The organism is Falsiroseomonas stagni DSM 19981, from assembly GCF_900114315.1.
In the GTDB taxonomy this organism is placed as follows: Bacteria; Pseudomonadota; Alphaproteobacteria; order Acetobacterales; family Acetobacteraceae; genus Falsiroseomonas; species Falsiroseomonas stagni.
Map to the genome: position 1 here is coordinate 1 of NZ_FOSQ01000029.1, position 22,310 is coordinate 22,310.

General features: G+C 66.1%; 19 protein-coding genes and 1 CRISPR repeat array. Of the genes, 12 read left to right on the forward strand and 7 right to left on the reverse strand.

Annotated elements, in window-relative coordinates:
- On the forward strand, positions 1–281 hold a 281-nt coding region (locus tag BM041_RS29160; protein WP_175534250.1), incomplete at its 5' end, for a transposase.
- 54 nt (positions 282–335) lie between these two features.
- Here the strand turns inward: BM041_RS29160 and tnpC are convergent.
- The 3 genes from tnpC to tnpA are packed head-to-tail and all read right to left on the reverse strand — an operon-like array spanning position 336 to position 2,722.
- Positions 336–1,925: an IS66 family transposase gene (gene tnpC, locus BM041_RS29165; protein ID WP_092963533.1), complete on the reverse strand. Its 1,590-nt coding sequence runs from the start codon at positions 1,923–1,925 to the stop codon at positions 336–338.
- Positions 1,926–1,979: 54 nt separating this feature from the next.
- Complete coding sequence (gene tnpB, locus BM041_RS29170) at positions 1,980–2,330, reverse strand: IS66 family insertion sequence element accessory protein TnpB (protein ID WP_092963535.1); 351 nt, start codon at positions 2,328–2,330, stop codon at positions 1,980–1,982.
- Positions 2,330–2,722: an IS66-like element accessory protein TnpA gene (gene tnpA, locus BM041_RS29175; RefSeq protein ID WP_175534251.1), complete on the reverse strand. Its 393-nt coding sequence runs from the start codon at positions 2,720–2,722 to the stop codon at positions 2,330–2,332. Before tnpA ends, tnpB begins: the two co-directional genes overlap by 1 nt.
- Positions 2,723–2,948: 226 nt before the next feature.
- Between tnpA and BM041_RS29180 the strand changes: the two genes are divergently transcribed.
- The 3 genes from BM041_RS29180 (at position 2,949) to BM041_RS30880 (ending at position 4,367) form a co-directional block, all read left to right on the forward strand.
- Positions 2,949–3,824 carry a hypothetical protein gene (locus tag BM041_RS29180; protein ID WP_092963537.1) on the forward strand — a complete coding sequence of 292 codons (876 nt, stop codon included), beginning with the start codon at positions 2,949–2,951 and terminating at the stop codon, positions 3,822–3,824.
- 18 nt (positions 3,825–3,842) lie between these two features.
- The gene (locus BM041_RS29185; protein ID WP_092963539.1) at positions 3,843–4,022 is read left to right on the forward strand and encodes a hypothetical protein; all 180 of its coding nucleotides are present in this window, start codon (positions 3,843–3,845) and stop codon (positions 4,020–4,022) included.
- 195 nt (positions 4,023–4,217) lie between these two features.
- Positions 4,218–4,367, forward strand: coding sequence for a hypothetical protein (locus tag BM041_RS30880; protein WP_175534252.1), 150 nt, complete (start codon positions 4,218–4,220; stop codon positions 4,365–4,367).
- Between the two features lie 92 nt (positions 4,368–4,459).
- Here BM041_RS30880 and BM041_RS30885 read toward each other — a convergent pair whose 3' ends face one another.
- Entirely contained in the window at positions 4,460–4,750 is a 291-nt protein-coding gene (locus tag BM041_RS30885) for a hypothetical protein (protein WP_175534253.1), read from the reverse strand.
- A gap of 297 nt (positions 4,751–5,047) precedes the next feature.
- Between BM041_RS30885 and BM041_RS30890 the strand changes: the two genes are divergently transcribed.
- From BM041_RS30890 to BM041_RS29205, 5 genes are all read left to right on the forward strand, one after another.
- A complete protein-coding gene (locus BM041_RS30890; RefSeq protein ID WP_175534254.1) occupies positions 5,048–5,938 on the forward strand; it encodes a DUF4384 domain-containing protein in 891 nt (296 codons plus the stop codon).
- 182 nt (positions 5,939–6,120) lie between these two features.
- Positions 6,121–10,476 carry a caspase family protein gene (locus tag BM041_RS29195; RefSeq protein ID WP_092963543.1) on the forward strand — a complete coding sequence of 1,452 codons (4,356 nt, stop codon included), beginning with the start codon at positions 6,121–6,123 and terminating at the stop codon, positions 10,474–10,476.
- A 37-nt stretch (positions 10,477–10,513) separates the two neighbouring features.
- On the forward strand, positions 10,514–11,101 hold the full coding sequence (locus BM041_RS30315; protein WP_139226236.1) for a hypothetical protein: 588 nt from the start codon (positions 10,514–10,516) through the stop codon (positions 11,099–11,101).
- A gap of 96 nt (positions 11,102–11,197) precedes the next feature.
- The gene (locus BM041_RS29200) at positions 11,198–12,547 is read left to right on the forward strand and encodes an IS1380 family transposase (RefSeq protein WP_092963545.1); all 1,350 of its coding nucleotides are present in this window, start codon (positions 11,198–11,200) and stop codon (positions 12,545–12,547) included.
- Positions 12,548–13,366: 819 nt separating this feature from the next.
- Positions 13,367–14,163, forward strand: a protein-coding gene (locus BM041_RS29205) for an IS5 family transposase (RefSeq protein ID WP_092963547.1) whose coding sequence is annotated in 2 segments (ribosomal slippage) — positions 13,367–13,709 and positions 13,709–14,163 — 798 coding nt in all. Because the reading frame shifts where the segments join, the coding sequence is not laid out codon by codon here.
- A 57-nt stretch (positions 14,164–14,220) separates the two neighbouring features.
- A CRISPR array of direct repeats spans positions 14,221–14,739; the repeat unit is 31 nt; unit sequence CGCGGCTCATCCCCGCGCCTGCGGGGAACAC.
- 191 nt (positions 14,740–14,930) lie between these two features.
- On the opposite strand, the gene BM041_RS29210 is transcribed toward BM041_RS29205, so the two are convergent.
- Positions 14,931–15,911: a Bug family tripartite tricarboxylate transporter substrate binding protein gene (locus BM041_RS29210; RefSeq protein ID WP_092963265.1), complete on the reverse strand. Its 981-nt coding sequence runs from the start codon at positions 15,909–15,911 to the stop codon at positions 14,931–14,933.
- Between the two features lie 86 nt (positions 15,912–15,997).
- On the opposite strand from BM041_RS29210, the gene BM041_RS29215 reads away from it, so the two are divergent.
- Positions 15,998–16,723, forward strand: a complete 726-nt coding sequence (locus BM041_RS29215) for an SDR family NAD(P)-dependent oxidoreductase (RefSeq protein WP_217648879.1) — start codon at positions 15,998–16,000, stop codon at positions 16,721–16,723.
- An 11-nt stretch (positions 16,724–16,734) separates the two neighbouring features.
- Here the strand turns inward: BM041_RS29215 and BM041_RS29220 are convergent, their stop codons facing one another.
- Positions 16,735–17,409, reverse strand: coding sequence for a GntR family transcriptional regulator (locus BM041_RS29220; protein WP_092963266.1), 675 nt, complete (start codon positions 17,407–17,409; stop codon positions 16,735–16,737).
- An 84-nt stretch (positions 17,410–17,493) separates the two neighbouring features.
- Here BM041_RS29220 and BM041_RS29225 point away from each other — a divergent pair, with 84 nt between their 5' ends.
- Together BM041_RS29225 and BM041_RS29230 are read left to right on the forward strand one after the other, a co-directional pair.
- Positions 17,494–17,958 (forward strand): nuclear transport factor 2 family protein, encoded by a 465-nt coding sequence (locus BM041_RS29225; protein ID WP_092963267.1) that lies wholly within the window; start codon positions 17,494–17,496, stop codon positions 17,956–17,958.
- A gap of 5 nt (positions 17,959–17,963) precedes the next feature.
- Positions 17,964–19,646, forward strand: coding sequence for an FAD-dependent oxidoreductase (locus tag BM041_RS29230; RefSeq protein WP_092963268.1), 1,683 nt, complete (start codon positions 17,964–17,966; stop codon positions 19,644–19,646).
- Between the two features lie 383 nt (positions 19,647–20,029).
- On the opposite strand, the gene BM041_RS29235 is transcribed toward BM041_RS29230, so the two are convergent.
- On the reverse strand, positions 20,030–22,310 hold a 2,281-nt coding region (locus tag BM041_RS29235), incomplete at its 5' end, for a type I restriction enzyme subunit R domain-containing protein (protein ID WP_092963549.1).

A 22,310-nucleotide genomic window follows, 5' to 3' on the forward strand; every position in this document is an offset into this window, starting at 1 on the left:
ATGCCGTCATCACTCTCGATGGCGCGGGCTGGCACCAGACCGGCGGCAAGCTCCAGGTCCCGGAGAACATCAGCCTGCTACCATTGCCGCCCTACTCGCCCGAGTTGAACCCGGTCGAGAACGTCTGGCAGTTCCTGCGCCAGAACCAGCTCAGCAACCGGGTCTACGAAACCTACGACGCTATCGTCGATGCGTGCTGCGATGCCTGGAACGCCCTCATCAACGATCCAAGCCGCATCACCTCCATCGCCACCCGCGACTACGCACAGGTCAACCGTTGAGGGCGTTGGTATAAGCGTGCGCTGACGGCTGCGGTCGTGGCGGCTTGACGGGGCTCAGATCGTGTTGGGCCGGAGGTTCCAGGGTGCGAGGTGGTCGATGCGGTTGATCGGGTGATCGGCGATGCGGTCGAGGAGCACGCGCAGATAAGCCTGCGGATCCCAGCCGTTGAGCTCCGCCGTGCCGACGAGGGTGTAGATGATCGCCGCCCGCCTGCCGCCTTCGAGCGACCCGGCGAACAGGTAGTTCTTCCTGCCGAGGGCGAGCGGGCGCATTCGGCGCTCGGCAGCGTTGTTGTGCAGGCAGGCGCGCCCGTCGCGCAGCACGGCCGTCAGCGCGCTCCACTGCGCCAGCGTGTAGCGGATGGCCTTGGCCAGGTCCGACTTGCCGAAGATCCGCCGCAGCGTCGCCTCCAGCCATGTGTGCAGGTCGGCCATCAGCGGCGCGGACCGCGTCAGGCGGGTGCCGAGGCGCGCCTCCGGCGGCTGGCCATGGATATCCGCCTCGATGGCGAACAGCGGCCGCATCCGCTCGATGGCCTCGCGGGCGATCGGGCTGTCGTTCGCCAGCAATTCGTCGTGGAAGTAGCGCCGCGCATGCGTCCAGCACGCCGCCTCGACCACGCGACCGCCCTCATAGAGCGCGTTGAACCCCGAATAGGCGTCGGCCTGGAGAATGCCGCGGAAGTCGCGCAGGCGCCGCTGCGGGTGCTCGCCCTTCCGGTCCGGTGTGAATTCGTAGAACACCGCGGGCGGATCGAGCCCGCCGAATGGTCGGTCATCCCGCAGATAGGCCCAGACCCTTGCCGTCTGCGTCCTGCCGCGGCCGGGCGAGAGCATCGGCATCGGCGTGTCATCGGCATGCACCCGTGGGCCGGACAGGGCGTGGCGGCCGATGTAGGCCGCCATTGGCTCGGCCAGCGCGGCCGACTTGCCGACCCAGCCCGCCAGCAGCCCGCGCGGCAAATCCAGGCCATCGCGGCCGTAGATCTCCGACTGGCGGTAGAGGGGCAGGTGATCGCAGTATTTCGAGACCAGCACATGGGCCAGCAGCCCCGGGCCCGGCCTGCCGCGCTCGATCGGCAGCGAGGGCATCGGCGCCTGCGTCATCGCCTCGCAGACCCGGCAGGAGAGCGCAGGGCGGATGTGGCGCACCACCTCGAACCGGCCGGGGCGGTATTCGAGAATCTCCGTCACGTCCTCGCCTACCTTGCGCAGCGCGCCGCCGCAGGACCGGCAAGCGCAGCCCTCGGCGGGCAGATGCTCGACATCCCGCCGCGGCAGGTTCTCAGGCAGCGGGCGACGACCCCGGCGCGGCGTCTTCTCCTCCGGCGCCGGGCCGCTGGCTGCCTTGTCCTTGGCGTCACCGGTGCCGCCCGTGGCGGCGATGTCGGCCAGCACCTCGTCGAGCCGCAACTCGAGCTGCTCGACCTCGCCCGCCAGGCGCTCCGATGATCGTCCGAACCGCTCATGCCGCAAACGCGCGATCTGCACCCGCAGCCGCTCCGCCTCCAGCGTCTTGGCCTGTAGGCCGAGCTCCGCGGCGCGACGTGCGGCGCGCTCCTCGACGAGATCGCCGCGCAGCGCCGCGATGACCGCCATCAGCGCGGCTGGATCTTCGGGCAGCGTGCTGTCGGGATGCGGCATCACGCCGGAATCGTCTCAGATGTCACCGTGGCGGGGCAAGGCGAAATCGCCTTTCTACACGGCGATCTCTGGCTTCCAACTCGGCGTCGGCGTGCGCCAGTCCAAGCCTTCCAGCAGCATCGCCAACTGCGCCGTCGTCAGCGTCACGGCACCCTCGCGCGCGATCGTCGGCCAGATGAACCGGCCCTTCTCCAATCGCTTGGCCAGCAGCACCAAACCCTGGCCGTCCCACCACAACGCCTTGAGGAGATCGCCGCGCCTGCCGCGGAACAGGAACAGGTGGCCGGAAAACGGATCGGCCTTCAGCACCGTCTGCACCTGCGCGGCCAGCCCCTCAAAGCCGCGGCGCATGTCCGTCGTGCCAAGCGCCAGGTGAACACGAACACCCGCATGCAGCGCCAGCATCAGGCGTCCAGAGCCGCCGCCAGCCGCCCCAGCACCTCCGGCGGGATCGCCTCGGCAACACGCAGCACGCGGCCGTTCCGAAGCACCACCTCGACCGTCGTGACGGACCGCACAGACCCGTCAGAACATGCCGATACCGTTGGTTGTGGGCGCGGCGGATCCGCGACGACGCGAACCGGAACCAAGGTGGGCGGAACCTGCCGGTCCATCCGGACCACGCCCGGCATCGTCCCCTCGCGCACCTGCCGCCGCCACTCGAACAAAAGGCTGCGGCTCATGCCATGGCGGTCGGCGACACCCGCCACCGACGAGCCCGGACGCATCGCCTCCTCGACCAACGCCAGCTTCTGCTCCGTCGTCCAGCGGCGTCGCCGCTGCACCAGGCTGATCACCTCGCCTCGCTGACCGTCCGGCAACGCCCTTACCCCTACGCGTAAGGGCGGCAACCGACATCCGAGCCGCCCAACAGCCCCGTAGATCAGCCGATCTGCGCCGCGTGCCGCAAGGCAGTCGCGAGATGACGCTTACGGCGCAGCGACGCTGCACGTTGAGCAGGTCACCACCGCCACCGCGGCCACTGGCTTTGTCGGGCACGTCAGCCTCGACAACGGCAGCAACGTGGACTCCGTCCAGTTCCGCGTCACCGGCGCCAGCACGACCAGTGTGAGCCTGGCCCTTCGCGTGCTGCGCTCCAACGCCACGCAATTCCAGCAGACCGTGGCGCGCGCGACCGGCCTCGCGACGCGAGGCACGATTGCCGCGGCGACTAACGATGCGGCCGTGGCCGAGAACGGCACCCTACTGGGGTCGTCGGCTTCCGTCGTGATGCCGCCGCTGAACCGGCTCAACATCACGGCCGGCGAGCGGGTGGTCTTCTATCGGGCCATCCGCGTCTACGCCGCGCGGCTCACCAACGGCCAGGTGATCGCCCTGTCCGCCACAGGCTCCTCCATCGACACGACGGCAATCGCGCACGACACCGGGGCGGTACAGGCGAGCACCGGCGACGGGGCCAACGGCAACGTCGTCCTACTCCGCAGCGGCGCCGCGACGGCGCGCTACCTGCTGGTGGACGTCGCCGACGCGTCGCTGCCGGCCATCGACATCGGGATCCTCGCGGCGGGTCCGCTGTGGAGGCTCGGGCGCGGCATGGCCTACGGCGTCCGCGAGGGGCGCGTCATGCTCGACCAGCGCGACCGCAACCCGCTGACCGGCGCCGAGTTCGTCGTACCCGCGCTGGCCAACCCGCGCTTTGCTGGCTTCACGCTGCCGGCGCTCTCGCGCGCCGAGGCGACGGACGCACACCGGGATCTTGTGCGGCGGCTCGGCGCGGCGCGCGACGCGCTCTGGATCCCGGAGACTGCGGATACGCGCGCGGAGACGAACCGCAGGGCGATCTGGGGCGCGGTGAACCAGCCCGGCGAAGAAGCCGCCGCCACGCGCGGGAACTTTCCGCTGCTGAACCGCGCCTTTCGGATCGTCGAGCGGCTATAGGGGACAGGGGACCAAACAATGAGCGAGGATGATGTCGCGGCGAGGCTCGCCGTGCACGAGGCGGTCTGCGCCGAACGCTGGAAACAAGCCAACGACCGGCTCGGCAGGATCGAAATGGTGCTGGCGGCCATCGTCCTGCTGCTGCTCGTAGGCGAGGGCAGCGTCGTCGCGGTGCTGCGGAGGATGCTCGGTGGCTGAAACGCGCGATCGACTCCACAGGTAGACTGCGCTTGAGGCACTCCAACTATTCGGGTTGGGAGGACGCGCCGGCGGGGACGCGGATGCGGACATCGTATACGAATCGGGGCATGTTAAGCTTCGCCGCCGGAGGCGACGGCGCTGATCGATGTCAAGCTGAACGGGGCACGGGCCGGCGACCTGGCGGAGGCATCGATGGTCTTTTCGACACGCTTCATCGAGCTCGATGCGGCCGTGTGGTCAAACAACACGGTGCGGGTGATGGCGCGGAACATCTCCGCGGCGACGTTCGATCTGGCGGCGGCGACGCTGTCGGTGAGTGTGGCGAAGCGGCGGGTGCCGTGATGCGGAAGCGGGCGTAACGCGCCAAGATCGCTACATCGCACCCGGCTACTGCAGCGCAAGGCGTCCGGTACCGGCGCCGCCCATCACAAAAATCAGCGTGATTCGACACATATCTTATTGATCGCGCGCTCCTTGGCGTGTCGCAGTAATCTATTACGTCGAAAAGCAGTGGTCAGATGCGAACTCTTCTCCTTGCAGCAGTGGCGGCCCTCGGCATCGTCCTGGACGTCGGCTCCACACAGGCCCAGCTTCGTTCGCGAGGCCTCGCCGTCGTTCCTGACGAGGAGCGCCGGTCGCGCATTGTCGAGGTTATCGGTCAGGCCCAGATCCCGGCGGCACTGAGAGCGCAGCGAGGTGCAACAGAGACCGAGCAGCTCCGACATCAGGCCCTCCAATCTGCTCGCGCTGCGGCACATGACCGCATTTCGCGAGAGATTTCGGGTTCAGCCGACCTGGAACTCCGAAATGCTGCTGACAGTCAGGACATTGCAGTCATCGAATCCAGGGATATCTCTGGGCCGCAGGATCAATTTCAGGTCTGGGCTAGGGTTGAGGTCCGCCTCTATCCAAGGCGGCTGATGGCCGGTGCGCCCGCTGTCCCAGCAAGCGCACCGCAAGCGGAGCCGGGGCGAGCGCCGCCCCGCTCTCCAGAGGCCCCTGCCGCGCAAGAGCCACTCACAGTGACGATCCGAACGGATCGGCGAGAGTATGTGGAAGGTGAGGAGTTCATCGTCACAGTCCGCGGTAATCGCGATTTCTACGCGCGGATCACCTACGAGGACGCAGCGGGCAAGATCATTCAGGTGCTGCCCAACGCCTTCAGGAGCGAAGCGCGGTTTGAGGGTGGTCGAGACTACCGGATTCCAGGCGACGGAGATCGGTTCCGCCTTCGAGTAACACAGCCATTCGGCCAGGAGCGGTTCACGGTCTACGCCAGCACTACGCCGATTGCGCCAATCACTGAGACCCCGCAGCAGCGCGGTGCCGGCTTGGCGGTCGTTCAAGAGCCGCGCCCTGATGTGGGCATCCGAGCCAGAGGGCTTGAAGTCGTAGCGGCTCCACCGATGCCGTCCGCACCGTCGAGCACCGTCGCGGCTCCGCCTCCTGCCCTGCCTTCTTCTGGGTCGGTTGAGTTCTACGAGGCTGTCTGGCTTGTCACGACGCGATCGAGCGCCCCCCAGCCAGCAGCGATACCTCCAACGCCGGCACCTGCTGCCGTTGCTCCTCCTCCTTCGGCACCGCGTCCTCCCGCAGCGCCGGCAGCCGCGAGTGCGCCCCGGCCGGCCGCTGCGCCGCAACGTGCGCAGGACACCGCCGATTCTCGCCTGCCGCGCGTTTGCACCCCGGCACTCGGGCGTCAGCTCCTACGCGACATCAATCGCCTCAAGCCGATCAGAAACTCCGACGTCGATATCATCGACCTGATGAACCTTCGGACCACATCGGCCGACGCCTCGGGACTGACCTGTGCCGCCATCCTCCTCGCCAGCAACGGCGAACGAGTAAATGCGACGATACGGATCTTCATCTCGAGCCTCGGCGAAGTGCTGTTCGAACTGAGGCCGATCTGAGACCCGATAGCGAAGGGCGTCTGGTGACGTAGCGCTGTTGCTCTGTTGGCCAATCCAGCAGGTTGGCCGCCGTCCGGCAGCCAGCCCGACCCGCGCGAAAAGCAAGCGTTGCGAGGGTAAGCCGTCCTCCGTTCGGGGCTCCCTTGTGAATATCTTCGACTGTTTGTGAAAGGATCGCAGCTATGAGCATATCCCTCCGGGGTTGGCCCGCGAAAGCAGTGCTTGGCTGCGTTCTTGGTCTTGCGCTTCCTGTGCTGAGCGCCTCGGTCGCGGAGGCACAGAACCGACCTACGGCGTGCGACATCCTGACCGCCCATCCCGATGACCCAAACCGTGTGTCGGAGCCTGTGCCGTGGAACGAACGTGACACCGGCCGCGCCATCCCCGCTTGCGAGGAAGCCGTGCGTCGCGAGCCAAACAATATGCGGCTGCGGTTTCAGCTTGGCCTGGCGCAAGATAGCGCGGGCAACCATGCGGCCAGCATTGGGCATTACACAGCTGCCGCGCAGGGCGGTTATGTGGCGGCGGGAATGGCTGTCGCTTGGGCGTTGGCGAACGGCGAGGGCACAGCCCGTGACGATGTCAAAGCAGCGCAATGGTATCGCTGGGCGGCGGATGGAGGTCACTCGGGCGCAGCGAACACCCTCGGCTTTATGTTCGAAAATGGTCGCGGAGTTCCTCGTGATCTGAACCAAGCTGCGGAGTGGTATCGCCGCGCCTACGTCACACACCGCCGCGCGGTCTCTGGTTTCAACTACGCGCGGCTTCTTGCCGCGGGTCGGGGCGTTCCACAAAACCGGGCTGAGGCTGTACGGATCCTCAGAGCGGTGGTGCAAGAAGGTAGACAGGACGCGGCGCTACACCTGGCGTTGATGGCGGAGCGGAACGAGGTGCCGCAGGTGTCGCTTGGGGAATACATCCAGTTGCTGGCGCTGGCGGAGACACGCTCGCTGGAGCAGGCGCGGGCTCGGCAGTCGCTCGATCGGGCAGTCGGCCAGGGATACGCGGCTGATGTGGCGCAAGCGCGTCGACAGGCGGCAGACCGCCAGGCCGCAGTGACACGCGACGATGAGCAAAGGCGCCAGCGGCAGGAGACGGCCTTCGCCGCGGCCTCGCAACAGGGCGGGGGCGGCACTGCCGCCCAGCGAACCGCCCCGCCAGGGGCGGCCACGGGGCGGTATCCGGAGCCCATCATCCGCGCAGAGATCGGAGTGCCGCAGCGCACAGGCCCTGGGGAAGCCTTCACGGTCAGTTGGACCATCACTGGCAATGCCCCACCCCGCCCGCCGCTGCCGCGTGCCCAGGCGAGCGAGGGCCAGGGCGGGGCGGCACCGCAGATGCTGCTTGACCTGAATCAGCGCTGGCTGCCTAGTTCACGGCGCGAGTTGGTAGTAGTGACCTTGCCAGAGGCCGTCCGGGTTGCCGGGATTGGCTTTATCGTCGTGCCGCCAGGCGCACGCATGCCCTACGGCATCGAGCATGAGCCTGACCGTCTGAAGGTGGTGTTCCCACTGCACTTGGCGGAATCGCAGAACGCCGGCCAGGTGCGCGTGCGAGCGTTTATGGCTGGGGCTGTCGATGTGCGCGTGACGCTTCTCTCCGTGCCAAGGGACGGCGCAATCGAGACGTCACGAGACCTCGCTCAGCGAACCATGGAGTTCGTTGACGACCGGCCCATCCTACTCGTCCAGGATCGCGTAACGCCTGAACCACCCCGGGAAAGGTGGCTATCCCCACCCAATCACCGCGGCGAGCGGGAATATGAGCTAAGGGTTTTTTCCAATTATTTCGATGTGATACAAACGAATAACCAGGGCGCACTAGCCCGAATATCCGGCGCTCACCCGTCGTTTTCACCAAATGGAAGATTTATCATTTTTCGCGCAGACAATACCACTAAAATATTTGATGCCGTGTCGCAAACAGTAGTATTCGCTGAAGAAAAGGCGCTATTAGAAGCGGGGGTGTTTTCGCCGAGCTCAGATATTGTATTTTTTTCTTTTTTTCAATGGGGTTCATTTTATCTGCTTTCTCCTTACGTAGATTTTTTCCCCTCTAGCACAGGCATTTCACAATATCCAATATACCATACAGAGCGTTGTCACGCCTGCATTGTTACGTCCGCAGATGTTTACAGAGACAGTGAAAAATTCCTTATAGGGGGGGCTGGAGATCTCAGCCGAAGCACAGTTGGCATCCCATTCTTAGTAAGCTCCTCTTTGCCAGGCGCTCAGCATGTTCAGACTTCAACCATTTTTAGGCGCCCTTCAGCGCGAGGCGATCTTGAGAGAAATCTCGGACCATCTGCGCGCTGGCTCGACGTTGTGTTCCCGATCTGGATGCGCACAGCGCCAATTAGTGATGATTTATCATCCGCAGTAAGGCAGAATGACGAGCTAAATTTTGGTGTTCTGAGACAAGGAACATCGTATGGCGCGTATGTTAGTCGCGCACGTCAGAGCCTTGTTGGTATGCAGGCAATCTCCGCCTCATCAGATATTTTTATCTCGCAGAATAACGCTGATCATGTCCGCGCCAGAGGCTTAAGCATTCAACCAGACATCAGTTCAAACTCAAGGATCGCCTTTGCGACAGTCGAATTTCTGCAGAAAATGGGCATTTCATTTCGGGCCTCCACCAGCACAACGCCCAGACAAGCTGATTGGGGGCTACCTGACGATCCGCGGGTGAGCGCCGTTCGTGGGGCGCGCTCCGTCCTGGCTCTGCTTCCTCGAGATATTGCTCAAAATGCGACCGTCGCACACACATTGAGCGCCGCGAATGTCAATAATCCGTTCGATCGAAGTGCATCTGTAGAAGACGTCTTTTCTCGTCATGGTGATATGTGGGCATGGCAGATAGCAGGTCGCGATATCTTTCTACTGCGCGTGATGGATAACGCTGGCGGCAATGGAGTGCCCCCGGCAGTATCATGGTGTCTTATAACAAGAATCGAGGGGGAGGCGCGACGAGTTTTCCCCCAGCTTTGCTCCCGAAATCTGCCTTCTGGACCGCTGTGGGCTGGAGAAAAATCAGCTGAAAGAATTTATATTGTTAGCGCTAGCAGTGACGGCTACTTTATAACTGTAGCCAATCGTACGCCTGGTGAGATTTGGATCGCAGATACATTGAACGGTATCACCCGATCGCAGCGCTTTGTGGCATCAGAAGCCGAGAATATCTTGGCGCTTCAGATTTCCTCAGATAACCGCTTGTTGTTGCAGACGAACTCGGACGGACGGTTCTTCATTTACGACGTGGCTGCTGGGGCTCTGATCCTGAGCGGTATGGGCCTCGACGATGAGTTCGTCATCTACGACGAGCAGGGCTTCTACGACGCCACAGCCGAGGGCGGCTCCTACGTCTACCGCTTCTTCCCTGGCCTGCGCGAACACCACAGCTTCGCCCAGTTCCGCAACCACTTCCACCGCCCCGACATCATCCGCGACCTGATCGCCGGCCGCCCTGTCACCAGGCCCAGCATCACTCTCCTCGCGCCGCCCACCGTCGAGTTCGAGGCTAGGCCCGATCCCTCAGGCACCGGGCGCGTGGATCTCAGCTTCGACCTTCGCGGCTCGGCTCAACTGCGCACCCTACGCCTCTTTCGCGACGGCCTGCCGCTGACCGAACTCCCCGTCTCTGGCAACACCGCCCGCCTCGCCCACACGATCCAGCTACAGCCGGGCCGCCACAACATCTCCGCCGTCGCCTATGACGCCCAGGGCTTCAGCAGCAACGTCAAGACCGCCGCCGTCCAGATCGGACAGGACAGGCGCTACAATGGCCGCCTTCGCTATGTCGGTATCGCCGTGAACGACTACCACCGCATGCCCGACCAGAACCTCGGACTGGCCGTCCGGGATGCCCAGCTTCTGCGCGACAGCCTTCAAGGCCTGCGCTCACCCCGCCGGGGCGAGGTCACCGCCACCGTGCTCACCGATGCCCAGGCCACCCGCACGGCCATCCTCGAGACACTCCGCCGCGCCGCTACAGAGACCGGGCCCGATGACACGCTCGTCATATCCTTCGCCGGCCATGGCGCCAGAGTGGGCGAGCGCTTCTTCTACCTACCCCATGGCGGCAGCTTCGCCGATGCCGCCGACAGCGGCGTGGAATGGCGCTTGATCGCCGATGCGCTGTCGCCAGCTCAGGGACGCGTCCTCGTTCTGCTGGATGCCTGCCACTCCGGCTCGGCGAGCGGGGACAACTTCGTGCCCAACGACGCCTATGCAGAGCAGCTAATGCGCAGCGGGCGGAGCGGCTTGGCTGTCCTTGCCGCTTCCAAAGGCCGGCAATTCAGTTACGAGGACCCGAGCCTGGGCAATGGGGGGCAGGGGCAGTTTACCTACGCCATCGCCCAGGCATTGGGTCCTGACCGAGCCAGGGCCGACCGCGACCGCTCTGGCACCATCGAGCTGGATGAGCTCTACGCCTACGTCAAGCGAACCGTCTCTAACAGCACCCGAGCCAACCAAACCGGCGTCCAAACCCCTTGGCTCGCTCGCGACGAATTCATCGGAAGGGTGTCTTTTTTCTGAATATATACAATTTAACATTTAATGAAGGAAGAAAGCGATGAGACAGTGGAAAGCGTTTTGCGACCTCGTTCGCGAAAATGGTGAGGGGGGCGGTGGCCTCCAGAAGCTAAAGACTTTCAATAAATTTTACGCACGTTATCGGTTGGCAAAGAAATTTCAATCAATAGAAGCCTCAGGTTACAGCGCAAAAGCCATGCGTGGCTATTCAGCCGGAATCCGCTTACTGATGTCCTACAGCGCAGCGGAGCTTCTCGGGGATGCGATCGACGAGAAGATAACTAACTGGGACATGCGCGACGCGGAGCTTGCGAAATTTTTGCGCAAGACAATCTCAATTGTCGCGGAAAGCGATGAAAATTTTTCGAGCAAATCCCTCAAAAATTCGGCCAAAGCGTTTGTTGAAGGAGACGACAATGTCCGTGTAGCCGCCACTGTGCTGAGAGTCATGGTCGCTCATGGCACTTTCACGCCGACAGGGGCCGATGCGCTTACAAGTGCCGGCGCAAAGGCTATCGAGAATTTGTCAGATGCATTGTTGGAGGCATGCGACAACAAGTTCGCATCGTGGCTCGCGCAAGCGGATGGCATCGTTCCGATTACCGGCGGGTCCTTCCGAAGGCCCTAGCCCGGATTATTCACCAAGGTTAGCGGACATGACGCAACTCCTTGATCGGCCACGGGATTCGGTTGCGAGACCTCAACCCTATCGATTTTGGACGCAATGCCCGCCAGAGTTGAATCTATCCCCGCATTGCCCGGCCTGTCACCGGTCTGCGGCAATCCCATCATCGCCCGCTTCGAAGGCGGCCAGTTGTCATCGGACGGCGGCATGCTGGCGCTGCGCGAGATCGAAACCCGCCTGGACATCGCAAACCGCTTGGCCGCCTGCGTCGCCGATCCGCGCGCGCCAGAGCTTATCATCCACAGCGTGGCCGACATCCTGCGCTTCCGGATGCTGATGATCGCCGCCGGCTACGAGGACGCCAACGACGCTGCCAGCCTGCGTCACGACCCGGCCTTCAAACTCGCCCTCGGTCGCCTGCCGGATGCTGCTTCTCTGTGTTCGCAGTCGACCATCTCGCGCCTCGAGAACCTGCCGCGGCCGCGCGAGTTGCTCCGCATGGGCCAAGCCATGGTCGGCCTCTACTGCGACAGCGTCCGCCAGGTGCCACACCGCATCACCCTCGATATCGTCGACACCTTCGATTCAGTCCATGGCGGCCAGCAAATCCGCCTGTTCAACGCCTACTACGACGAATACGGCTTCCAGCCGATCATCGTCTTCGATGGTGAGGGACGCCCCGTCGCCGCCCTGCTGCGCCCCGCCCGCCGCCCCACCGGGCACGAGGTGCGCGGCTTTCTGCGCCGCTTGGTCCGCGCCATTCGGGGACACTGGCCGCGCGTGGACATCCTGCTCCGCGCCGAAAGCCATTATTGTGCGCCCGAAGTTCTCGATTTCTGCCGCGCCGAGCGGCTCGATTTCACCCTCGGCGTCGCCACTACCCGCACGCTGCGCCGCTACGTCGAGACGCTGGAGAACAGCACCGCAGCCCGCCAAGCCGCGGGCCTCAGCACGGACAAGCTGCGTCGCGACAAGGAGTTCCACGATGGCGCCGCCAGTTGGAGCCGGGTCGAGCGCATCATCGCCCGCGTCGAGGCCAGTGCCCAGGGGACCGATACTCGTTTCGTCGTCGCCAACCTGACCGGCAGCACAGCGCGCACGCTGTACGACGACCTATCCTGCCGCCGCGGCCAAGCGGAGAACCACATCAAATCCTGGAAGACCCACCGCGCCGCTGATCGCACGTCATGCCACCGCGGCCCGGCCAACCAGTTGCGCCTGATGCTGCACACCGGCGCCTATTGGCTGATGTGGTCGCTGCGTCGGCTGATGCCAGCGCGATCGTCCTGGCGGGTCGCGCAGTTCGACACGCTGCGATTGCGGCTGCTGAAAATCGCCGCCCGCGTGGTCGAGTGGAAAACCAAGCTGCTGGTCCACCCGCCCAGCGCCTTCCCCGACCAGGCCATCCTACGGCTTGCCCAGGACCGCTTGCCACGACTGGTCATCTGACCCACGGGGCGGTGCCGCCCCGATCATGCCCTTCGCCGAAATCCCCAGCCCCGCAATCCGCGCCATCTAACCGACACTTGCGCCGGAAGGACGATCCGCGCGAGCGCAACCTTCAGGCGAGCGGTTCACCACCAAAACCCGATCGAGATGGGCGTAGTGAATAATCCAGGCTAGGTGTTTGGTCCCACGGTTTGATAGAGGTGGCCAAAGAAATTCGGACAGCCCGATGCGTCGATTTCCTGCCTGACAGCGGCGACGATGCCGCGGATTAGGAGCGAACATGACGAAGCGAACGCGCCGGACGCACAGCCCCAGCTTCAAGGCGGAGGTGGCGCTGGCCGCCATCAAGAGCGAGAAGACGCTGGCAACGGAGGCGGCTAGCCCTTGGCGGAAGGTGACACCGCCGGTGAGACGCGTCTCACGGCGCCCAGCGACCGCTTGTACCGAGTCGCACCTCCTCCGCCAGTTACCATACGAGCCGTGCTCTCCGTTTGACCGGACGCCCCGCCGAGTGGCAGGTTTCCTGGGGTTTTCGGGGCAGAGCTGTTGACTGGCCAGGCGCGGAGACGCCCGGAATTCGCTCTCCGGAGGCCAGTTCTCTCCGGGCCTCCTGACTTAGTCGTTTTAGTACGCTTTTCAAAAACCTTGCTATTCCAATGACTTCAGCGCGATTGCGGAGCAGCCTGGTTCGAATCGCACTCGCATGAAAAGCGCCCCGAGTTCGCGAACCGGAGGTACGCCATGCTTGCCTAGGTCGCGTGGACAAACCGGCGACTGGGGGATTCCCAACCGGACGCGGGCGTGATTCCACGCTGATCTCTGGCATGGAGATCGGCGTTGATCCGCGGGCTGCTGACGGACGAGGAGTGGTCCTTCTTTGAACCCTTTGTGGTGTCAGCCAGCCCGCTGGGCGGCCGACCGGCCCGCGACCACCGGCGGGTGCTGGACGCCATCTTCTGGATCGCGCGCACCGGCGCGCCTTGGCGTGACCTGCCCGCCGAACTCGGCAACTGGAACTCGGTGTTCCGTCAGTTCCGGCGCTGGACCGCGTCGGGCTTGTGGGACGTGATGCTGGAAGCCTTGGCCGATGGCGGCGGCGACGCCGACCTCCTGCAGATGATCGACAGCACGAGCATCCGGGCGCACCACTGCGCCGCCGGCGGAAGGGGGGGACCCATCGGCAGGGTCTTGGCCGCTCGCGAGGTGGCTTCACGAGCAAGCTCCACATTCGCGGCAACGCGCATGGCCTGCCCATCGCCCTGCACGTGACCGCCGGGCAGGAGGCCGACTGCTCGAACTACGATGCGCTGATGGAGGCGCGCGACAGCGACCCCAGCATCATGCTCGCCGACAAGGGCTACGACAGCGACCCGATCCGACAGGATCTGCGCGACCGTGGCGCCGTGCCAGAGATCCCAACGAAGCGGAACCGCCACGTCCAGCACAGCGTCAGCCGTCCCCTCTATGCGCTGCGCAGCCGCATCGAGTGCTTCATCAACCGCCTCAAGAACAGCCGCCGCGTCGCCACCCGCTACGACCAGACCGCCGACAGCTTTCTCGGCTTCGCCGCCCTGTCCTCGATCCGCCTATGGATCAGGTTTGTCCGCGCAACCTAGGCTATGCTTCGCGCTCGCGACGAACTCCCTGCCGATCAGCCTCGACAATGCCACCACCACGGCTCATCCCCGCGCCTGCGGGGAACACGGCGCACGCGTCCCTCGGTCGATTGCTCACCGCGGCTCATCCCCGCGCCTGCGGGGAACACTGCGCCGTCGGGCTGGCGCTGTCGCGGTGGCGCGGCTCATCCCCGCGCCTGCGGGGAACACGGCGCACGCGTCCCTCGGTCGATTGCTCACCGCGGCTCATCCCCGCGCCTGCGGGGAACACTGCGCCGTCGGGCTGGCGCTGTCGCGGTGGCGCGGCTCATCCCCGCGCCTGCGGGGAACACCGAAGCCATCGCGCTCCGGGCAGATCGGTATCCGGCTCATCCCCGCGCCTGCGGGGAACACGAATTGAGTGACGACGGATTGCTACCATCAGCCGGCTCATCCCCGCGCCTGCGGGGAACACAGATGCAGTATCCCCTTCCTGCCCTACGCGGCCGGCTCATCCCCGCGCCTGCGGGGAACACGGCGATGACCGCGTGGTCTATCGCGGCGAGGGCGGCTCATCCCCGCGCCTGCGGGGAACACGGTCTCACCGTCCAGCAGTGGGACGACCGTTTCGGCTCATCCCCGCGCCGCCAGGTGCCACGACCAATCCCGTGAGAGGCGCGGGTTACCCCGTCCTCCCATCGATAGATCCAATCTTGCACCGCTCAAACACGCGGCTCCCATTTCGTCTGAGTGGCAGCGCGTGCTCCTGCGTGAGCCGCTTCGCCTCGTCAGCTGTCTAGGGTGATACCAAGCTCGCGGATCAGGGGCCCCCAGACCGCCGTCTCGCTTGCGATCAGGTCGCGCATCTGCTCGCTGGACCCTGGGAAGGGCTCGAGGCTGACCGACCGGAGGCGCTGTGCGATCTCCGGGTTGCGCAGTGCGCGCTCGAGTTCGGCCTGCAGCCGCACGACGACCGCATCCGGCGTGCCGGCCGGCACCGCCACGCCCTGCCAGGAATAGACGTCCGCGCCGTTGATGCCCTGCTCGGCGAGCGTCGGCACGTCAGGCAGCAGATCGAGGCGCTGCGGCGCCGGAATGCCCACCGCGCGCACGCGGCCGCCCTGGATCGCCGGCGCGGCGGAGGCGTAGTCACTGACGCTGGCCTGCACCACGCCGGCGACGAGATCAGTCACCGCCGGCGCGCCGCCACGGTAGGAAACCTGGGTGACCTGAATGCCGGTGGCACGGATCAGCCGCTCCGTGCCGAGGTGGTTCGGGGTGCCGGTGCCAGCATGCGCGAAGTTCAGCGTGTTCGGCCGGGCCCGCGCAAGCGCGATGAGTTCTGCCGCGCTACGCGCGGGCACATCGGGATGCACGAGGATCACATAGGGAAACCGCGCGATGGGCGCGACCGGGCGGAAATCGCGGATCGGGTCATAGGGCAGCCGCCGCGCCATTGCCGGCGTGATGACGAGCGCGGTCAGGTCAGCCGACAGCAGCGTGTAGCCGTCCGGCGCGGACTGCGCGGCCATCTGGGTGGCCGGGATCGTCGCGCCGCCGCCGCGGTTCTCGACCGCGATGGCCTGACCGATCGCATTGCCCACGGCGGCGGCCAGCGTGCGGGCCAGGAAGTCCGACCCGCCACCGGCGGCATACGGCACGATCCAGCGCAACGGTCGCTGAGGCCACGGAGCCTGCGCCGATGCCACGGTGGGCAACAGGACGCCAGCGGCCAGACCGCCGAGCGTACGACGGGTAGTTGCGATCATGTTATCCTCCCTCGGTGAGGTATCGCCGCGTGGTCATCACGCGGCGCTGCGTGGCAGAGTGGTCCGGACAGGCGAAGGTGGATCCGGTGCAGCGATTTGACGGGCACGTGGTGCTGGTGACGGGCGCGGCCGGCGCGATTGGCAGCGCCATCCGCAACCGGCTTGCCGCCGAGGGCGCGACCATCGTGGGCTGCGACCGCGCGATGCGTGATGACAGGGTGGATGCGCTGCTCGACGTCACACAGGACGCGTCCTGGGCGGCGCTCGCGATGCGCATCGAGGCTGCGCATGGCCGCCTCGACGCGCTGGTTAACTGCGCGGGCGTACTGGCCATGGGAGATGTCGAGCACACCACGGTCGCAGACTGGCAGCACCTTCTGGATGTCAACCTGACCGGCGCCTTTCTCGGCTGCCGGGCGATGCTGCCGCTGCTTCGGCGGGGTGCCGGTCGCTGCGTTGTCAACATCGCCTCCGTCGTCGGGCTGCGCGGCAACCAGGGGATGGCGGCCTACGCCGCAACCAAGGGCGGCGTCGTGGCGCTGACCTATGCGATGGCGCTCGACCACGCCGCCGAGAGCATCCGCGTCAACGCCGTCTGTCCCGGCACGATCGAGGGGCCGATGGCCGATGGCTTCCTCGCGGGAAGCACGGACGGAGCACGCCTGCGCGCCGCCTCCGTCGCGCGCCACCCGATGGGCCGCTACGGCCGGCCGGAGGAGGTCGCCGCCGCGGTTGCCTTCCTGGCCAGCGAAGACGCGTCCTTCGTCACCGGCGTTGCCTTGCCGGTGGATGGCGGGCGCAGCACGCGCTAGGCCGGGGCGCATCAGCCCTTCCGCAGCACGCGCAACAGGCGACGCTCGACATCGTCCATGTGGCGCACGACCAACCTCTCCGCCGCCGCTGCCTCGCCGGCGCGATATGCGGCGAGGATCCCGGCGTGCTCGCCGCTGCGGACGTAGGGTGTCTCCTTCACGGCCAGCATTGCGCAATAGCGGATCACGTTCGCCCAGAGCGACTGGATGAAGTCCAGCAGCCGCGGCTGTTCAGCAGCCTCGTAGAGCGCGGCATGGAAGGCCCAGTTCAGGCGCATCCAAGCCAGGTGGTTGTCCGTGCGCGCCAGGTCGCGCAACAGCGCCTCGGCACGCGCGAAATGTGCGCCGCCAGCACGCGGGACGGACGCCGCGATCGCCATCGGTTCCAGAGTACGGCGCAGGTGCCAGATCTCCCGCGCATCCTCGACCGAGACGGGCGCGACGAAGTAGCCGCGCCGTGCAGCCAGCACCACGAAGCCCTCGCTCTCCAGCGTCTTCAGCGCCTCGCGCACCGGGATGTGGCTGACGCCGAGTTCCTCGGCGATGGGCTGCTGCTTGATCTGTGCTCCGGCCGGCCAGCGCCCTGCCAGGATGGCATCGCGCAGCAATCGCCCGACCTCGGCGCCAGCGCTGCCGAAGGCGGCAGGCGCTGCGGCACGCGCGGCGCGGAGCGGTTCCATGTCCATGCGGCGGGGCGGTCCAAGGTCGTGTTGACCTCAAAATCCTATAAGATATAGCTTCTTGTCAAATCCCAGGAGGAGACGGCCCGGATGAACCTCGCCCAACGCCGCGCGATCGAGGCGGAATGCGCCCGCCTGCCCACGGCCTATGCCGTCTTCATCGACTTCCGCCGCTTCGACGAACTCTGCGACCTCTTCACCGAGGGGGCCGTGCTGAACCTCGACGGCTGGCCCCTCGAGGGGCGCGAGGCGATCCGCACCTACATGCACAGCCGCCCAAAGACTCGCACCACACGCCATGCCGTCTCGAACATCCTCATCGAGGTGCAGGACGAGACGCGCGCAATCGGCACCACCTACGTCACCAGCTACCGCTTCGACGCCGCGGACGAGAAGCCGCGCAACCGCATCCCCTTCGACGGCCCGTTCTTCATGGGCAACTACCAGGACGAATACATCTGCCAGGACGGCGTCTGGCGCTTTGCCGGCCGCAAGATCGACGCGGTCTTCATGCGTCCGGCAGCCTACGATGTCTGGAACGAGATCCTTCGCTGAACGCCATGGCGCCCCCGCGGCCGGACGCCTGCCCCGACGTCTGTGATGTGCTGGTCGTCGGGACCGGCGCTGGCGGCATGGCGGCGGCCTTCGCCGCCACGGTCGCCGGTCTTGATGCCGTGCTGATCGAGAAGGAGCCGCTCATCGGCGGCTCCACCGCGCTGTCAGGCGGCGTGATCTGGGCGCCGGGCAATCGGATCTTCGCCGGGGACGCCGACCCCGACCCGGTCGGGACAGCCCTCACCTACCTGCGCGCGGAGGCCGGCAACCGGCTTGATGAGAACCAGGCTCGGCGCTTCCTGACCGAAGCGCCGCGCGTCATCGATTTCCTCGTCGCGCAGGCGGGGCTGCGCCTCGTCGCCCCGGTCTATCCCGACTACCATCCCGCTCTCCCAGGGTGGTCTGCGGGAGGCCGTGCCGTCCGGCCCGCGCCCTTCGACGGCCGGCTTCTCGGGGCGGATCTCGCGCTGCTGCGCAGGCCCTTGCCAGGCATGACGCTGCTGGGCGGGATGATGGTCAGCGCAGAGGACATCGCCCCGCTCTCGCAGGCCACGCGCTCGCCCCGCGCCGCGGTCAAAGCCGCCCGCCTCATCGGACGCTACGCCGCCGACCGCCTGCTGCACGGGCAGGCAACACGGTTGACGAACGGCAACGCGCTGGCAGGCGCCCTTCTGCACGCCCTGCTCGCGCGGGGCGTCCGACCGCATCTGAGCACGGCGCTGCAGGAGATCCTGCTCGAGGAGGGGCGCGTTGTCGGCGCCGTCGTGGCGCGGGACGGCTCGCCGCACCGCATCCGCGCACGGCGCGGCGTGGTACTCGCCGCGGGTGGCGTCCCGCATGATGCGGCGCTGCGTGCGGAACTCGGCCTCACGGGGATCGGTCCTTCGCTCGCGCCGGCCAGTGCCACGGGCGACGGTGTGCGCGCGGCGCGCGCCGCTGGCGGGGCGCTGCGCGACGACGTCGCCTCGGCGCTGGCCTGGGTGCCGGTGTCCGACGTGCCGGGACCGGATGGCGCGACCACGCCGTTTCCGCACTTCTTCGACCGCAGCAAGCCCGGCTTCCTGATCGTGGACCGCACCGGGCGGCGCTTCGCGAGCGAGGCGCTGTCCTATCACGACCTCGGACCGCTGATCGCGGCGAGGCCCGGGGGGGAGGCCTTCCTGATCGGTGATGCGTCAGCCGTCCGCCAGCATGGCATTGGTGCTGCACGCCCATGGCCCGCAGCGAACCGTGCACTGCAGCGTGCCGGCTATCTCATCCGCGTGCCGACACCCGATCGCCTAGCCGTGCGGCTCGGCGTGGATCCGGCCACACTCAAGGAGACCTTGGCGATCTGGAACACGCATGCGGCGAGAGGCGAGGATCCGCAGTTCGGGAAGGGCGGCGATGCCTATCAGCGGCATATCGGGCAGGCCGGCCATCTGCCGAACCCCTGCATCGCACCCTTGGCCAGCCCGCCATTCTTCGCGGTGCGACTGCGTGCTGGAGACATCGGCACCTTCGCCGGCTTGCGCGTGGACGCAGATGCCCGCGTCCTCCGTACCGACGGTACGCCCATCGTCGGACTGCACGCGGTCGGCAACGACATGGCCAGCGTGATGGGGGGAACCTATCCGGGCCCTGGCATCACGCTCGGCCCCGCTCTCACCTTTGGTGTGATCGCGGCCGAGTACCTCGCCGCCGGGTGACGAGAGGCGTGTCTGCACCCTGCACGCCTTGGAGTGTTCGAATGCCGGCGCCCCCGCACAGGTGACGCATGTGCCAGAGAAGGTTGGACCCTGGTTCCCACCGCTGCTCCAGTCGGTTTCCCAACCTCATGTTTTCCATGCGTCGATGGCGCCCTGAACCGCAGGTTTCCTGGGGTTCTGCCGCGATGGCTTGACGGTTGGAGAACGAAACGACCCCGGAAATCGCTCTCCGGAGGCTCGGAAGTCTCCGAAGCTCGGGGGTCGGGTGATTTTACCCTCAAGTTCCAAGTAGCTGAACTCAAACGCATTCGGCCAGACCGGAGGCAGCACTCTTCTGTATTCCGACCGCCTGCCGGACGAGCCTGGATGCGCAACTCCCGAGCTTATCTGGCCCCTTCGCCACCTTCCTCGCCACGCCGCAGCCGCTCCCACAGCGCCCCCGGCCCCAGCAGCACAGACAATAGGCCGGCCTGAATCGCCTCTGAGTTCAGCGCCTGCCGGCTCATGCTGCCATGCGCCTCCATCGTCGAAATGATGGCGTTCAGCAGCTCCTCCCGCAGATTCGGCGAGTTCACGAACTGCTCCCGAGTGTTGGCAGCGGCTTGGGCCCGCAGCGTCTCGCTCTCCATCAGCTTGGTCCGGACGCTTTCCGCGAAGGCGACCCGGTCCCCGTCCGTGAGCTCCCCTTCGAACAGGTCATTCAGCGCCTGGATGATCTGGGCCAGAGGCTGCTTCTGCCGGTCCTGGATCTCCCCGGAGCCCACTTCCGTCACCGGCTTCAGCCCCTCTGCCGGCTCCCCGCCCGCCAGGTTCAGCTTCTGCTGCCCCAGGTCGCGCAGCTTGTGATGCGTCAGGCGCAGCGCTGAAAGATCGATCCCCTCACGCTCGCGCCCATAGTCAAGCAGGGGCAGCAGAAGCCGGGCGAACAGATAGAGCTTCTCAAACTCGGTGTTCCCGTAGTCGAACATCTGCCCGAGGAACTCATAGGCCCGCACGTAGCTGCCGAGGTCGCGCTTGAAGAGCAGCTGCGCCTCCATCTCATCCTTCGCCGCGTCGCTCGCCTTTGAGCCATCGGTGCCCCCGCGGACGGCCTGCTGCGCGTGCTTGAAGCGGGTCAGCAACCGGCTGCTCACCTGGCCCAGAGCCGCATCGAGATCACCCGGCGTCGCGCCCGGGGTCATCGCGACCTTGGCCACCCGCTCAACCTCGAAGCGGTCATAGAACCCAAGCGCATCCAGCTTGCTGCGCAGGTCCAGCACCACATTCGGGTCACTCACATCGGCGAGCTGCGCGGTGGTGTGGTATTGCCGGAACGCCCCCAGCACCTCCTCCGGCTCATTCACGAAGTCCACGACATAGGTCGTGTCCTTCCCCGGATAGGCACGGTTCAGGCGCGAGAGGGTCTGCACCGCCTGGATGCCGCCGAGCCGGCGGTCCACATACATCGCGCAGAGCAGCGGCTGGTCGAAGCCGGTCTGGAACTTGTTCGCCACGATCAACAGGCTGAATTCCGCGGTGGCAAACGCCTCGCGCATGTCGCGCCCGCGCAGCCCCGGGTTCATGCTGGCCTCGGTGAAGGGGTCGGGGCCGCTCTCCGGATCGTTCACCTCGCCCGAGAAGGCCACCAGCACGCCGAGATTGTAGCGGCGCTGGCGGATATAGGCCTCCATCGCCCGCATCCAGCGCACCGCCTCGCGCCGGCTGGCGGTTACCACCATGGCCTTGGCGCGGCCCGCCAGCAGATGCGCCACGTTCTGCCGGAAATGCTCCACCACGATCTGCACGCGGGCGGCGATGTTGTGCGGATGCAGCCGCACCCATCCCATGATGCCCTTCTTCGCCTCGCTGGCATCAACCTCCGTCTCGTCCATCTCGCGCCCGGCATGGGTCAGGCGGAAGGCCATGCGATAGGCGGTGTAGTTGCGCAGCACGTCGAGGATGAATTCCTCCTCGATCGCCTGGCGCATCGAATAGGTGTGGAAGGCCGCGGGCCGATTATCCTGCGCCGCCGGACGCGACGGGTCCGGCCGCCGGCCGAACAGCTCAAGCGTCTTGGCCTTCGGTGTCGCGGTGAAGGCGACGTAGCTGATCGCGGCATCCTGCGCCGCGCGGCCCTTCATCTCGGCGGCCAGGAGGTCCTCAAGGTCGAACTCGCCGCCATCCTCCAGCGCCGCCGCCTCCTCCGCCGTCAATGTCTGCTTGAGCTTCTGGGCGGCCTGGCCGGTCTGGGAGGAATGCGCCTCATCCGCGATCACGCAGAAGCGCTTGCCCTGCATGCGGGCCAGGGCGCGTACCTGCTCGATGGCGAAGGGGAAGGTCTGGATGGTGCAGACCACGATCTTCTTGCCCGCCGCCAGCGCCTCTGCCAGCTCCTGGCTTTTGCTGCCGCCATCGCCGGTGATGGTGGCGACCACGCCTTGCGTCCGCTCGAACCCCTCCAGGGCCTCGCGCAACTGCCGGTCCAGCACCGTGCGATCCGACACCACCAGCACCGTGTCGAAGACCTTTCGGTTCTCGGCATCGTGCAAATCGGCCAGGAAATGCGCCGTCCAGGCGATGGAGTTCGTCTTGCCGGACCCTGCCGAGTGCTCGATCAGGTAGCGCCCGCCAGGGCCATCCGTCAGCACCTGCGCCACGAGCCGCCGCGTGCCGTCGAGCTGGTGG